The sequence below is a fragment of the Myxococcus xanthus genome (assembly GCF_013116825.1).
Taxonomy (GTDB): Bacteria; Myxococcota; Myxococcia; order Myxococcales; family Myxococcaceae; genus Myxococcus; species Myxococcus xanthus_B.
In genome coordinates this window covers 69143-82712 of sequence record NZ_JABFNS010000018.1, presented here as the reverse complement: position 1 = coordinate 82712, position 13570 = coordinate 69143, and the positions used below count along the sequence as shown (strand labels likewise).

Below are 13570 nucleotides of genomic sequence, written 5' to 3'. Positions count from 1 at the left end.
GTGGGGTACCTCCTCGCGCTGGACGTGGTCCGTGTGGACGTCCGGGTGGCAGCGAAGGCGCTGCCCATGCTCTGTTTGCTCCTGTGGCAGTGGCCGCCGCTCGGACGCTATGGGCGGTGGATATTCGCCGGTTTGGCGTTGTCTCTGCTCGGAGATGTGCTGCTGGACGTGGGGCCAGGGCTGTTCCTCCCGGGGCTGGGGGCCTTCCTGCTGGCGCACGTGAGCTACGTCGCCGCGTACGTCACGGTGTCGCGCCAGCCGCGGTGGGGCAGGGCGCTGCCCTTCGTGTTCCTGGCGGTAGGGGCCAGCGCCTTTCTCTGGCCTCACCTGGGCGAGATGGCGCTCCCGGTGACGGCCTACGTCGCCGTCATCTGTGTGATGACATGGCGTGCGTGGGCCATGCTTGGGAGCCCGGGGCTTGCGCGTCGCGCGCAGGGGTTCGCGCTCGCGGGGGCGCTGCTGTTCGCCGTCAGTGACGGACTGCTGGCGCTCAAGCTCTTCGTACGCCCGCTGCCGGGCTCTGGCTACGCCATCATGCTGTGTTACTGGGCCGCGCAGTGGTGCATCGCTGTCTCCGCGCGCGAGCTCCGCCCGTCTGACGCGTCGCGAACCCTTCAGGCCGAAGGGGTGGGCTCCAGCGCCTGACGTGCGCGTTGGTACACCTTGAGGTCCCTGTCGCTGAACAGCACCACGGTGACGCGCTGGAGGGTCGGCATGCGTTGCAGCGCGGCCTGAATCTCGCGCAAGGCGATTCGCGCCGCCCGCTCGATGGGGTACCCATAGGCGCCCGTGGAGATGGACGGGAAGGCGATGGTGCCAAGGCCGTGCTGTTCCATCAGGGAGAAGGCCCGCCGGTAGCAGCGCGCGAGCACGGTCTCCTCGCCGCTGCTTCCTCCTTGCCACACGGGCCCCACGGCATGGATGACATGCCTGGCGGGAAGGGCATGGCCTCCGGTGATGCGAGCTTCTCCCGGAGGGCAACGCCCCAGGGTCCGGCATTCGGCCAGGAGGCCGCGCCCCGCCGCTCGGTGGATGGCCCCGTCGACGCCTCCGCCTCCCAACAGTGTGGAGTTGGCTGCGTTCACAATCGCATCCGCTTGGACCTGGGTGATGTCTCCCCGCATCAGCACCAATCGCTCATCGCTCATGTCATCCCCTCTTCCTGGTCCAACTCCTGGCGCACGTTCCGTGTCGGGTCAGCGGGAAGTCGGCCTATCCTGTGCCCATGTCCAATCCACTCCGAGACACGCTCCTGGGACAACTCGACATCGCCTGGGCACTCACCCTCTATCACCTGGATGGATTGACCACGGAGGACTGCCTGCGCCGTCCCGCGTCCGTGGGCCTGCACGTGCAGCAGGGCCCGGATGGAAAGTGGCATGTCGAGTGGCCCGAGCATGAAGGTTACGACCTGGGGCCGGCGAGCGTGGCCTGGCTCACATGGCACCTGGGGTTCTGGTGGTCCATGGTTCACAACCACTCGTTCGGGGATGCCACCCTGACGCGGGAGCAGGTGGAGTGGCCAGGTACCGCGGACGCCATGCGCGACTTGATTTCGCGGCGGTACACGGAGTGGCGCGCCGCCATCGAGCAGCTCAGCGACGAGGACCTCCGCTCCGCGGAGCGCACGCGCTGGCCGCTGCAAGGCAAGCCCTTCGGGGACATCGTGGCCTGGGTCAACCTGGAGTTGATGAAGAACGCGGCGGAGATTGGCTACGCGCGCTTCGTCCTGGCCGTGGCGCCCCGGCCGCCAGGGTAACGCGTCGCACGGTGCGCGGAGGCGCCCCCCCTGAATCGCGGGCGCCCGTTACGGCTTCTGGGCGTCCACGACCTCGACGTTGCGGAAGCCCTCGCAGGGTTGCTTGAAGCCCAGCACGTACTTCATCGAGTTCAGCTCCAGCTTCAGCTTGGCCCAGAGCTTGCGCGGCAGGCTCGGGCGCACGGGCTCGGGCGCCGCGAGGACGAACGCGTTCAGGTCCAGGTAGTGCGTCGCCGTGCGCCCCATGCCCTCGAAGTCGTGCTCCAGCTCCTGGGTGAGCTGGCGGAGCTCCGGCGCGAGCCCCTGGTGCACGGCGTCGGTCATCAGGACGTACTCCGTGACGGGGACGTCGTTCTTCAGCATCCGGTGCACCAGGATGACGTCCACGCCCGCCAACTCGGTGAGGTGCTTGACGCGCTGGAAGGCGACCTCACCGGCGTGGGCCACGAACTTGAGCGTCAGGGCGCTGACCTGCATGCAGCCGTCGCACCGGCACATGCGGTCGGTGATGAACTGCTCTCGCCGTGACACAAAGGCGCCGCGGATGTCCGCGACCTTCCGCGCGAAGGCGGGAAAATCGTCGCCCACGGCGTAGAAGAACGCCGCGTCTCCTTCGAGCTTGGCGAGCTTGAGCGGGCCCGAGGCATCAATGACGGCCTCGAGCAACTGCGCCACCGTCTCCTGCGCGTGCGCGAGGCTGAAGCGGTGGTGACTCATGAAGCGGGTGTACCCGCCGATATCCGCGATGAGCAGAAGCGCCTTCTCGATCGCCATGCGGCGGCCACCCTAACACAGGGTCCGGAAGCTGACGCGGACAAGATGCTGAAGCCCGTCCATCCGGAGCGGCTGGCGTGGACGCTGGCGCGGCTTACGGTTCGAGCGCAGGCATGGCCCGAGCCCACGCCCCGCCCGGCTCCAAGATGGGGCGGGTGTCGTGTTCCCAGTGAACGCTCTCAGCAAAGCGGGTTGCTGGAAGGGGTGTGGTGCCAGGAATCGTCATTCAATTCCATCTCACGCTCGCTCATCTATGCCGAACGGAGCATGAGGGATTCTCCTTAGGAGTCTGAGCGTGTGTGCATTTGCTTGTCGCGCGTGCAATCGCACAACCAGAGGGCGTCGGCCGATGAGCGTCATCAAGACGCCTGAGGTGCCCACGAAGTAAGGCAAGGTGCAGGGCCTGGTCGAGGGGAAGCTCTCTGTCTTCAGGGGCATTCCCTATACGAAGGCTCCCACGGGAGCGCTGTGCTGGAGGGCGCCCGAGCGCGCACTTCATGGCCCGGTGTCCACGAGGCCTTCGACTTCGGCTTCTCCGCGCACCAGTCCGGCCAAGTCTGCAAGGAAGGACAGCCTCGCCAAGCTGCCTCCGCCCACGCTGCCACGCGTCATCTTGGCCGCGGCCACCGCGAGCCGCAACACGCGGCAGGAGAGCCGCCCAGGGGCAGGGGCGTGACGGACCCGGTAGTGTGTCGCATCACACCGCCGGGCTGCTTCATGTCGTCGCCGTCACTTCGGCCCGCGACTCCAATGACAAGTCATCAACGCTTCGTCCCGTTCCAAAGTGTGACGGAGATGTAATGAAACAGGCATGTCGCAAGGCGTGCGCGCCTCCGAGTGCGGCAGCGCTTCAGCCGGGGTGGGGCTGGTAGGTGCGGGAGGTCATGTGTTACTGTTTTTAAAGCGTTGGGCGGTTTATCTGATTTGTCCGTTCTGCGCCTTCCCCAGATACCCGAGGTCTCCATGATGACAGTGAAGGTCATGCGGCGGTGGTCGACTGTTGGCGTGATGTCGTTGCTGGTCGGTTGCGGTCCGGAGATGGTCGAGGAGCAGGCGGAGTCGGTGGCGCCAGCGACCATCGAGCAGGACATCGTCGGTGGCACCACCACGACCATCAATGAGAATCCGTGGCAGGTGTCCCTGCGGTACGGCGGCCACTGGTGCGGTGGCTCCATCCTCAACAAGGACTGGATTCTGACCGCGGCGCACTGTGTGGATGGCTACGCCGTCAGCAGCATCGTGGCGGGCTCCACCTCGAGCACGAACACGAGCACGGGCCAGACGCGCAACGTGGCGCAGACCATCATTCATGAAGATTACGGCGCTTCCGGCAACGACGTTGCCCTGCTCCGTCTGGCCACGTCGCTGGACCTCAATGGCACCACCGTCGCGGCCATTCCTCGCGTCTCGGCGGCGGATGCCGCGAGCGGCGCCACCGACCCGACCGTGGTCGCGCGCGTGACGGGCTGGGGCGCGACCTCCTCCGGTGGTTCGGGGTCCGCCACCCTGCGCACGGTGGACGTCAACCTGATTTCGAACACGGAAGCGCAGCAGAGCTACCCCAATGAGTACATTGGCCCGGATCAGATTGGCGCCAAGGCGCCGGGCAAGGACTCGTGCCAGGGCGACAGCGGTGGTCCGCTCACCGTCAATCACAATGGCACCCGCAAGCTCGCGGGCGTCGTGAGCTGGGGCTACGGCTGCGCCGACGCGCGCTACCCGGGCATGTACGCGCGTGTGTCGCACTTCGAGAGCTGGATCGACGCCAAGCTCAGCGGGACGGCCCCGCCGCCCGGCACCACGCTGCTTGCCCAGACGAACCTGTCCGGCGCGTCCAGCACCTGGAAGCACTTCGCCATCACGATTCCCAGCGGCACGACGTCGCTCAAGGTGACGCAGTCGGGGGGCTCGGGTGACGCGGACCTTTATGTGCGCAGCGGCTCGCAGCCCACCACCAGCGCCTACAACTGCCGGCCCTATTTGGCCGGCAACGAGGAGACCTGCTCCTTCTCCAACCCCCAGGCTGGCACCTGGTACGTGTCCGTGCGCGGCTATTCGTCCTACTCGGGCGTGTCCGTGACGGCCACGATTCCGTAATCACGCGCAGGCTCGTTGGTGACGTCCCGTTGAAACCCCCAGGCCCCATGGACGGGCCTGGGGTGCTTCAAGGCGGGCTCACTCCGACCAATGCTGCTCCGACAGGATGCGGTCTCCGGTCACCGTGTCGACGTAGAACTTGACCTGGATGCCGCCCCACGGGCCCTTCCCGTAGCTGATGAAGCAGCCCTTGAAGGTGCGCCCTGCGGTGCGCGCCTGCAGCTCCGCCAGACCGTCGGTCATGAGCGTGTCCGGCAGCGGCTCGTTGCGGTCCGCGTAGCCGACCGTGCTCTCAATCTCGTTGTAGACCTCGGTGCCCGTGGCCAGCTCGGGGCGGACAGTCCAGTCCTGACCCGCGGGGAAGAGGCTGGGGTCGATGCCGAAGCACTGCGCGCTCTGGAACTCGCCATTGCCGTGGGCGCCGTCAATCACGTCCTGGATGTCGAAGTCCTGGCTCAGCCGGGACGTCCACAGGCTCTCCTCCTGCGCGTTGATGACGGCGATGAGCGCCGTCAAGGCGTAGCCCTGCGTGGCCGCGTTGCGGAGGTTGCGCAGGCTGACCGCGCCGATGCCAGTCACCTCGGAGATGGCCTGCGCTGACGCGAAGGGCCGCAGGTTGAGGAGGTGGGTCGCGCCGTTCCACGCGTACGGCAGGACGGCGTACAACGCGCTGCTGTCGATGGTGTTCACCAGGTTGACCAGGGCCGCGGCGTCATCGGTGGAGAGCGCGAGCTCGTCCAGGATGCCGGCGCAGGTGCTGGTGATGTAGCCCAGCGCGCGGGCGCCACCCTCGATTTGCGTCAGGCGCACTGGACCGACACCCCGGACCCCGGACACCTGCGCCAACGTGGAGAAGGGCGTCGTCGCGCGGTAGCCGACGAGGTTCTGGGCGACGTCACTGGGGAGGTAGGCGTCCAGCGTGGACAGAGACGCCGTGTTGACGAAGGCGAGCAGGCCCTGACACTCGGGGGCCACGTCCACGTCCGTGGTGGTGAGCGGCGCGCCCTGGTGCTCCGTGGATGGAGAAGACGGCTCGGATTCGGAGCCGGTGGGACCACATCCGACCATCAGGCTCGCGGAGAGAAGGGCTGGGACAAGACGACGCATCGAGGATTCCTCCTGGGGGTACGACGGGGGAGGAGGCTCCATACACCAGACCCCTGACTCGCCCGGCATCCTGGGATTGCTGGCTGCTGACTTCACTCATGGGCCGGGTTATGCCGCGTCCACCAGTCCGCTCGAAATGTCATGGTGCTGGAGAGAGGCGACGCGCGTGTCGAACCGGTCCGAAGAAGTCGAACGATTCATGCAGGAGCTCGAACATTCCCGGAAGGACGAAGTCGAAAGCCTGCGCACCGCCATCCTGGCCGCCCATCCAGGCATCGCCGAGCGCATCAAGTGGAACGCGCCAAGCTTCTGCTTCAAGGGCGATGACCGGGTGACATTCAAGCTGAAGCCCAAGGACTGCGTTCAGCTCATCTTCCACCGGGGCGCGAAGGTGAAGGCGACGCAAGGCTTCTCCTTCGAGGACACCAGCGGGCTGCTGCAATGGGCCGCCCCGGACCGCGCCGTCGTGACGCTTCGCGACCTGGCGGAGGTGAAGGCGAAGAAGAAGGCGCTGTGCCAGGTCGTGGTCCAGTGGATGGAAGCGACCTCGCAGTGAACGCTCTGGTATGGGGGGATGTGGCGTGCCAGTCGCTGGGAGGGACCGGGCGAAGTGCGGCGGTGTGCTACGCGTGAGGTCGCCCGGCGCTTCGCTCAAGTACGTACGTCACGGATGAGCCCCAGCCGGCGAAGCCCTCGGATGCCCCACCACCCCAGGTCCAGCTCGTGCGCCTCCTGGCTCATGCGCGCGGAGCCTGGGGCGGCGTGGGGGTTGTTGTGGACGCCCTCGCCGAACGACCCAGCACCGCGAGCACCACCCCCGCCAGCCCGAGCACGTGGAGCGGCCACGGGCGCTCGAGCAAGCATCGCCGCGGGTCGGTGGACCTGTTCACCCAAATGATGCCTGGGGTGAAGGTGCGCCCCTTGCCCCTCGTTCGCGCCATCTCGCATTCTTGGGTGGAGGGAATCCGGAATGCCGCCGCGTCAGAGATTGAGGCTCTGAGAGGGGGGATGTCATTTCATGCTCCAGTCGGGAAGTCGCAGCGGACTGGGCGCTTCTGTACGGAGCTTGTCTGTCTTGTCTGGTTTGGAATGGCGCGGGGGCGGCGCGGGAACGTCTGGAACCTCGATTCGGTCCAATGAACAGGAGGCCGGTGGCTCGCGGCCTTTTTGTCTGGATTGAGCCTGGGAGGATTCCATGAAGAATGGCCATGGACGTTGGTTGGCGTGGATTGCCGGCGTGGTGCTGCTGGTGGGATGCGGACCCGCCGATGGAGAGGCAACGCGGCCGGGCGAACCGGTCGAGGAGGAGTCCTCCCCGCCAGGGATTCCCGCTGAGTATCTCGGTGAGGGCGAAGTCGAGAGCGCCGCCATCTGTTGCAACGTCAAATGCAGCGGGACCTGGTACGGCCCGTTTCCCTCCATCAAGTACGACCTGTGCGCGAAGTACGGCAGGTATTACTGCCCGCAGAAGAAGCTCACCTATCAAGGGCACGCCTGGCGGAGCTGCTAGCCATTGGCGGTGTGCAATGACACATGAGGGCTGAAGCCATGAGAAATCAAATGAAGAGCACGTTGCCGCTGTGGATGGGGGCGCTGTTGGTCATGGGCTGTGGTGGTCCGCCGCCCGAGGAGTCGCAGGAGCCGCAGGAGTCCATCGCCATTCCAGAGCAGTACCTGGAGCAGGAGGACCCCAGCGCCGAGGATGGAGCGGTCAGCGCCCTCAAGGCCTGCTGCTTCATCCGGTGCTCCGATAACGTCTGGAGAGGTCCCTATCCCAATGTCGTGTATGGCAACTGCCGCAATCACGGAAAGTACCAGTGCGCGAGGCGGGGGCTGGGCTACGCGGGTGCGGATTGGAAGGACTGCTAGCGCGTAGGTCGCGGGGCCTCTCTCCGTTCCAGCAGAGAGGGGAGAGAGGCTTCCGCGGGTTCCGGATGCTCAGGGCATGTGGAGTTTCAGGACGTACAGGAAGTCCCGCTCGGTGCGGCCCCGTCCCAGGACGAGCCCGTCCTTCAGGATGAGCGTCTCTTCCATTGCATCCTGGAAGCAGGCCCGGGGCGTGGTGTCTCGTTTCAGGTGGAAGGTGACGGGGCCTTCACCCAGCGTCTCCCAGTAGCGCCGGGACACGAAGTCTTCCGTGGTGACGCTTCCTGCGAGCTCCGTGCGCAGTTCGCCCGTGGCGAGGTCGAAGACGCGCGTGTGCATGTCCTCGGCCAGCGTGACGAGCACCTCGCCGCTCATCGCGACGGAGAAGGGCAGGGACGGGTGGGGAAGCTCATGCAGGCGTGTGCCGGTCCGCACATCGAAGACCCGCACGCATTCATCCATGCTGCAGGCCGCCACGCGCGTGCCGTCTGCGGAGAGTCCCAGGGCGATGATGGGCTCCTGGTTCACCGTCAGGACCTGCTGGGCGCCGGTGGGGAGCGTGATGAGCGCGAGCTCTCCCGACGCTCGGCCCAGGGCGATGACGGGCGCGCTGGCCGCCGCCGCATAGGCGGGGGTGGGTTCGACCACCGCTTCGGTGTTGACGATGACCTTGCCGCCCCGGACCTCGTGGACGTACACGCGCTCGCTGGCCGCATGTCCCGACACGACACAGGTGCCATCCGGCGTGAAGTCCACCCAGGTGATGGGACCTCCAGGTCCGCGTAGCCTGTGCAGCAGGGCGCCGTCCGCCACACGCCAGAGGTGGACCGCGCCCTCTTCGATGGCGGCCGCCAGGAGCTTCCCGTCGGGAGAGAAGGCCATCGGAAGTTTGTTGACGAGGAGCGTCTGGGCCTTAGCGGCCTGTTCGGCAGGCGGCGCCAGGAGGGTGCGCACGGGGGCGAGGCTCCGCGCGTCGAGCAGCAGGATGCCCAGCCGGTAGCGCCGCTCTTGTGAGGACAGCTCGGGTTGGGCCAGCCATGCGCCGTCGGGGCTGACCTGCCAGGTCTGCGCGTAGGCCGCCGGAGAGCCGGGAGGCAGCGCCGTGGCCTGTCCCCGTGAATCGATGACGCGCGTCTCCGAGTGCAGGCGTGTAATGCCCCATGCCCCTTCGGAATGTCCCCACAGGTCCATGACGCGGTCCTGCTCGGCCAGCAGGGTAGGGCTGGGGTCCGCATCCAGGTCGCGGACATGCGTGCGCCCATTCGCCGCGGTCAGCGCGAAGCGCTTGCCGGACGGAAGGAAGGCGGCGCCGCGCTCACGGCCGTCGGAGGGGTAGGGATGCACCCGGAGCACCTCTCCGTTCCTCGCGTCGAGCAGCTCCAGCCGGTTGAAGGCGAGGGCGCCCAGCCGTGCGCCTTCGAGCCAGGCGACCTGGGAATAGGGGCCCTGGCCCAGCGCTCCGGGCACGCGCGTCCAGCCTGCCGTCTCCACTCGGATGAGGCCGTCCATGGAGGTCAGCACGAGCCAATCACCATCCGGGCTGAAGGCCACGGATGAGACGGAGGTGGTGCTGTGGATGCGAGCGGTCTGCGCGCCCGTCTCCAGGTCCCAGATGCGCACCGTGTCGTCCGACGCGCCTGAAGCCAGCCACCGGCCGGAGGGATGGAAGGCGACCGTCAACACGGACTGCTCGTGCCCTTCGAGCGTGCGCGCCTCCCGGCCCGAGGCCACGTCGAACAGCCGCACCCGCCACCCGAGGTTCGCCGCGGCGAGCCAGCGGCCGTCCGGGCTGAAGGCCACCGACGTCACCTGGCCCTCCTGGCGTGTCATGGCGTGGAGGAGCGCGCCCGTCTCGACGTCCCAGATACGCGCGTCGTGGTCGCGTGAGCCGGACGCCAGCCGCGTCCCGTCCGGGCTCCAAGCGACACTGCGCACCTCGCCCTCGTGCCCCGCCAGTTGGCGGATGAGCGTCCCGGTGGCCATGTCCCAGATGCGGACGTTCGGCCCGTCCTCCCAGGAGCCCGTGGCGAGCCGGTCGCCCGAAGGACTGAAGGCCGCGCACAGCACCTGGGCGCCGTGCCGCAGGACCTGGTCATTGCCTTCCAGCGCCTCGGGCAGGGGCCGCAGGGATTCGACCCAGGACGCGCCCTCCCGCGCGGTCCACTGCCCCCGCCAGCGCTCCGCGAGCTTCCACAGGTGCGCTTCCGCGTGGCTCCAGGGCCCCGAGTCCGTGGGCGCGAAGTGCGCTGCCGTGTCCGGGGCGTCGAACCAGCGCAGGCGGTTGTAGAGGCATTGGAAGAGCGTCTCGGGGTGCGCCCGGAGAAACGCCGCGTCGAGCGCGAGCGCGCGCCGGAGCACCTGCAAGGTCCTGAGGCCGACTGACAGGCTTTCGCTCTTGAGGATGCGTGTGTCCGAGGGCGTCCCGGCGAGCACCTCGTCGAAGATGGCCAGGAGCGCATCCATGCCACGCTCCGCCAGGAGCCCCTCGAGGGTGGAGAGTTCGGTCAGCGATTCGAGGGATGGAGAGGTGTGGGGCATTCGCGTCTCGGGTCGTTTGGGTTGACCCTACACCGTGTCAGGCGCCGCGTTCGGCACGCCTGGCGAGTTGCTTCGCGACGGCGCCCCACCCGTCGTAGAAGCCCAGCTTCTCGTGTCTGGCCCGGCCGGCGTTGTCCTTGAGGCGCTGATGGAGGAGGCCTTGGAGGAAGCCCTCGCGCTCGCTAAGAAGGCCAGGCCGCCAGGCCGGAGGCAGGCACAGGAGACCCCGAGGGCATGCCCCCCGAACGAATCAACCGCGGTGATGTGTTCTGGGTGGCACCCGACGACTCACGAGGCCCGGTGCCCGGCTATTCGCACCCTCACGTGGTGGTTCAGGACGATGTCTTCAATCACTCACGCATCACGACGGTGGTCGTGTGTGCGCTGACGTCGAACCTGCACCGGGCCAGCGAGCCGGGGAACGTGCTGCTCGAAGTGGGAGAGGGAAACCTCCCCAAGCAGAGCGTCGTCGTCGTGTCGCAGGTGTCCTCGGTCGACAAGGCGCGTCTGGGCGCGCGAATCGGGGCGCTGTCGGACGCGCGGGTGGAGCAGATTCTTGCCGGCCTGCGCTTCCAGCAGGTGTCGTTCTTCACGAGGCCGTGAAGTCCCTCGTGATTTCGAGGGGTTCTGCCGTTCCTCGAAAAAGAAGCGCCTGCCGTGAAGGGATTTCTTCCTCGCGCCTCTGAGCTTGCGGAAGGAGGAAGGATGACCTCGAAGAACTGCGACGGGTATCAGCTCGCGCTCGAGATGAGCCGCCACGGTGCTCTCGACGGGCGGGAGAAAGAGGAAGCGGAGCAGCATGCCGCGACGTGTCCGGAGTGTCAGCGGGCCCTGGCGCTTTCGGCGGCGCTGGACCAGGCGCTTGGTGGCGTGAGCGTTCAGGCGTCGCGCTACGCGGAAGTCTCGAAGGCGCTCGCCAAGGACCGCTTCTGGCTGAAGTACGGCCCGTGGGTCGCGCTCGGGTCCTTCGTGGGGCAGGGCGTGTTCCTGGGCCCTCTGTTCGCACCGGAGGCGCCCCTGCGGTTGTGGGCGATTGTCTCGGCGGTCGGGGTGCTCTTCGCCGGAGGGCTCGCCTTGACCCTGCGCGGCCTTCAACGGCGGGCCATCGAAGCGGCCAGTGTCGGCGTGGACACGTGGATGGCGCAGCGGCGGGCACGCATCGACACGGAGCTCAAGGACCTGGCCACCCTCCTGTGGCTCTTCCCGGCGATGTCGGTCGCGATGGCGGGGACCGCGTTTCTGATGCGCGACAAGGGGCTCCTGGGGGTCGTCACCCTGCTGTTTGCCGCGGGAGTGAACCTGGGCATGACGGTCTACCTCGCTCGGACGCGCAGGCCACGACTGCTGCGCGAGCGGGCCGAACTCGGGGTCGCGCCGTGACGCCGCGCATGCCCTTCGATGAAGAGGCCCTGCGGGCCGCCGCGGTGTCGGGCGACGCCGCCGCGCGAGAGAATGTCATGCGCCACCTGTACGAGGCGCTCAGCGGGAAGCTGTACGTGCTCTGCCATGGAATCACCCGGGACCCGAGCGACGCCCAGGACGCCGTCCAGGAGACGTTCCTCTCGATTCAACGGGCCCTGCCGCAGTTCCGGGGGGATGCGCAGCTGTCGACGTGGGCGTATCGCATCGCGGTGCGGGCCGCCGTGGCCGCGAAGTCGCGGCGCGAGCGTCACCGTGGCGACGCGGTCGACATCGAGATGGCGGACCCTCGGGCGGGTATCGAGGAGACCTTCGAGACGCGGGAGCGGAGGCGCAGACTCGAGGTGGCGATGAGGACGCTCTCGCTGGAGCACCGCACCGTGCTGTCGCTCTTCGCCGTGGAAGGCCTGTCTCACGCCCAGATCGCCAGCGTCCTCGGGATTCCCGAGGGCACCGCATGGTCGCGCTTGCACCTGGCTCGCAAGCGGCTGGCGGCGGCGCTCGAATCCACCGCCCCATAGCCTGGGGCGCTCCATCCACGTTGTCGTTCAACCCCGCGGTCTCATGGCCGCGGAGAGGAGACGGTCATGTCCAATGTCTATCTGGAGCAGGCGTCGCGCGGGCGGAATCAGCCATGGCGGTATGTGCTGACAGCAGCCCTTGTCGGGCTGGCCGTCGTGCTCTTCAACGCGCCGTATTCGGCGTTCCTGTTCCTGGCGGCGAGCCGCTCGGGGGACGCGGCCTTCCGGTTCGACCCGGTGGCGGGCGTCGTGGAGGGAGTGCCGTTTCCGGTGTTCGCGGTGGGCATGCTGTCGTTCGCGGTAGTCATCGCTGCGCTGGCGCTCGGTGTCCGCGCTGTGCACAAGAGGCCCTTCTCGAGTCTTCTGGGGCAGGAGGGGGGCTTCCGCGTCCGTCCCTTCCTGAAGGCGGCAGCCGGTGCGTTCGGCGTGCTCAGCGTGGCAGCGGGTGTGAATGTCCTGATGGACCGCGAGTCCTTCATCCTGAACTTCGACGCGTCGCGCTTCTTCGTGGCTCTGGCGCTCGTGCTGGTCCTCACGCCCATCCAGGCCGCGGCGGAGGAGCTGCTCTACCGTGGGTGGCTCATGCAGGGCGTCTACCGACTCCTGCCTCGGCCGTGGGTGGCCGTGGCGGTGAGCAGCCTGCTGTTCTGGGCCGCGCATCTGCCCAACCCCGAGGCTTCGGGAACGCCGGGGTGGTCGGCGGCCTACTACCTCACAGTGGGCATCCTCCTGGCCTGGGTGACGCTCCGGACAGGGCGGCTGGAGACGGCCATGGGGCTCCACGCGGGCATGAACCTGTGTGCCTTTCTCGTCACGGCTCCAGCGACGGTCATGTTCCGGCCCGCCAGCCTCATCATCGACGCCCAGCCGAATTCCATGCGTGACGTTGCTTTCATTGCCTTGCTGGCGGTGGGTACAGTCCTGGTGCTCCGTCGTGCCGATGACAGGCCATTCGCGGAGCGGGTGTCTGTGCAGTAGCCTGTCTGGTTTTTCGTGGGGTTGAGGTATAGGCTGTTCTGATGAGAATGAACTCCCGAGGATATTTGGCGTCGCTCGCCGTCATGGCTTTGAGCAGCGTGGCCTGCGGTGATGTCGACCCTGAAGAGGCCGTGACGATATCGCAGGGGGTCTATGGGATGACCTCCTATGTCAATGACGTGTGTTCGTCTGGGTGTGAGCGCGAGCCGCGGTCGATGACCTTGCTGGTCAAGTCCCTGCCCCAGGACATGGACGTGGCTTCCGTGACATCGAACAAGGATGGCTTCTACGAAGCCGCGCTAGGCCTGGGGGATTATCGAATCTGCACGACGTTCGGGCGCTGCACGGACTTCTCGGTGGGCATCAATGAAGTGGTTCGCCTCGACTACGAGATGTCGGTGGGGCCGGGGTGGTCGAGGTAGCAGCCCGTCGCGCCCCGCGGAATGGGGCGCTGACTGGGTGGCCCACGGTGGCATCCTGAGCAGAGCGCAGCCGAGGGCCGGCGGCGGCG

Annotated in this window: 15 protein-coding genes; 11 read left to right on the top strand and 4 right to left on the bottom strand. The window is 67.3% G+C overall.

The window, feature by feature from the left end; all coding sequences use genetic code 11:
- A partial coding sequence (locus HNV26_RS07675) for a lysoplasmalogenase (RefSeq protein WP_171452781.1) occupies window positions 1-645 on the top strand: 645 nt, incomplete at its 5' end.
- Here HNV26_RS07675 and HNV26_RS07670 read toward each other — a convergent pair.
- Window positions 615-1148 (bottom strand): O-acetyl-ADP-ribose deacetylase, encoded by a 534-nt coding sequence (locus tag HNV26_RS07670; protein ID WP_171439805.1) that lies wholly within the window; start codon window positions 1146-1148, stop codon window positions 615-617. The genes HNV26_RS07675 and HNV26_RS07670 overlap by 31 nt on opposite strands.
- A 77-nt stretch (window positions 1149-1225) precedes the next feature.
- Here HNV26_RS07670 and HNV26_RS07665 point away from each other — a divergent pair, with 77 nt between their 5' ends.
- A complete protein-coding gene (locus HNV26_RS07665; RefSeq protein ID WP_171439804.1) occupies window positions 1226-1759 on the top strand; it encodes a DinB family protein in 534 nt (177 codons plus the stop codon).
- A gap of 48 nt (window positions 1760-1807) precedes the next feature.
- Here HNV26_RS07665 and HNV26_RS07660 read toward each other — a convergent pair whose 3' ends face one another.
- A complete protein-coding gene (locus HNV26_RS07660) occupies window positions 1808-2533 on the bottom strand; it encodes a DUF2652 domain-containing protein (RefSeq protein ID WP_171439803.1) in 726 nt (241 codons plus the stop codon).
- A 963-nt stretch (window positions 2534-3496) separates the two neighbouring features.
- Between HNV26_RS07660 and HNV26_RS07655 the strand changes: the two genes are divergently transcribed.
- On the top strand, window positions 3497-4630 hold the full coding sequence (locus HNV26_RS07655) for a trypsin-like serine protease (RefSeq protein ID WP_171439802.1): 1134 nt from the start codon (window positions 3497-3499) through the stop codon (window positions 4628-4630).
- A gap of 78 nt (window positions 4631-4708) precedes the next feature.
- On the opposite strand, the gene HNV26_RS07650 is transcribed toward HNV26_RS07655, so the two are convergent.
- Window positions 4709-5737: a helix-hairpin-helix domain-containing protein gene (locus tag HNV26_RS07650; RefSeq protein WP_253816331.1), complete on the bottom strand. Its 1029-nt coding sequence runs from the start codon at window positions 5735-5737 to the stop codon at window positions 4709-4711.
- 199 nt (window positions 5738-5936) lie between these two features.
- On the opposite strand from HNV26_RS07650, the gene HNV26_RS07645 reads away from it, so the two are divergent.
- The 3 genes from HNV26_RS07645 to HNV26_RS07635 all read left to right on the top strand — a co-directional run bounded on the left by HNV26_RS07645 (window position 5937) and on the right by HNV26_RS07635 (window position 7606).
- Window positions 5937-6293 carry a DUF1801 domain-containing protein gene (locus tag HNV26_RS07645; protein WP_253816330.1) on the top strand — a complete coding sequence of 119 codons (357 nt, stop codon included), beginning with the start codon at window positions 5937-5939 and terminating at the stop codon, window positions 6291-6293.
- 639 nt (window positions 6294-6932) lie between these two features.
- Window positions 6933-7247, top strand: coding sequence for a hypothetical protein (locus HNV26_RS07640; protein WP_171439799.1), 315 nt, complete (start codon window positions 6933-6935; stop codon window positions 7245-7247).
- Window positions 7248-7285: 38 nt separating this feature from the next.
- Window positions 7286-7606, top strand: a complete 321-nt coding sequence (locus HNV26_RS07635) for a hypothetical protein (RefSeq protein WP_171439798.1) — start codon at window positions 7286-7288, stop codon at window positions 7604-7606.
- 69 nt (window positions 7607-7675) lie between these two features.
- On the opposite strand, the gene HNV26_RS07630 is transcribed toward HNV26_RS07635, so the two are convergent.
- A complete protein-coding gene (locus HNV26_RS07630; protein WP_171439797.1) occupies window positions 7676-10141 on the bottom strand; it encodes a WD40 repeat domain-containing protein in 2466 nt (821 codons plus the stop codon).
- Window positions 10142-10375: 234 nt separating this feature from the next.
- Between HNV26_RS07630 and HNV26_RS07625 the strand changes: the two genes are divergently transcribed.
- The 5 genes from HNV26_RS07625 (at window position 10376) to HNV26_RS07605 (ending at window position 13481) form a co-directional block, all read left to right on the top strand.
- Window positions 10376-10744 (top strand): type II toxin-antitoxin system PemK/MazF family toxin, encoded by a 369-nt coding sequence (locus tag HNV26_RS07625; RefSeq protein ID WP_171439796.1) that lies wholly within the window; start codon window positions 10376-10378, stop codon window positions 10742-10744.
- Window positions 10745-10846: 102 nt separating this feature from the next.
- The gene (locus HNV26_RS07620; RefSeq protein ID WP_171439795.1) at window positions 10847-11521 is read left to right on the top strand and encodes a zf-HC2 domain-containing protein; all 675 of its coding nucleotides are present in this window, start codon (window positions 10847-10849) and stop codon (window positions 11519-11521) included.
- A complete protein-coding gene (locus HNV26_RS07615) occupies window positions 11518-12081 on the top strand; it encodes an RNA polymerase sigma factor (RefSeq protein WP_171439794.1) in 564 nt (187 codons plus the stop codon). The genes HNV26_RS07620 and HNV26_RS07615 overlap by 4 nt, the downstream gene beginning before the upstream one ends.
- A gap of 66 nt (window positions 12082-12147) precedes the next feature.
- Window positions 12148-13059, top strand: coding sequence for a CPBP family intramembrane glutamic endopeptidase (locus tag HNV26_RS07610; protein WP_171439793.1), 912 nt, complete (start codon window positions 12148-12150; stop codon window positions 13057-13059).
- Between the two features lie 158 nt (window positions 13060-13217).
- Window positions 13218-13481 carry a carboxypeptidase regulatory-like domain-containing protein gene (locus tag HNV26_RS07605; protein WP_253816329.1) on the top strand — a complete coding sequence of 88 codons (264 nt, stop codon included), beginning with the start codon at window positions 13218-13220 and terminating at the stop codon, window positions 13479-13481.
- Window positions 13482-13570: the final 89 nt, after the last annotated feature.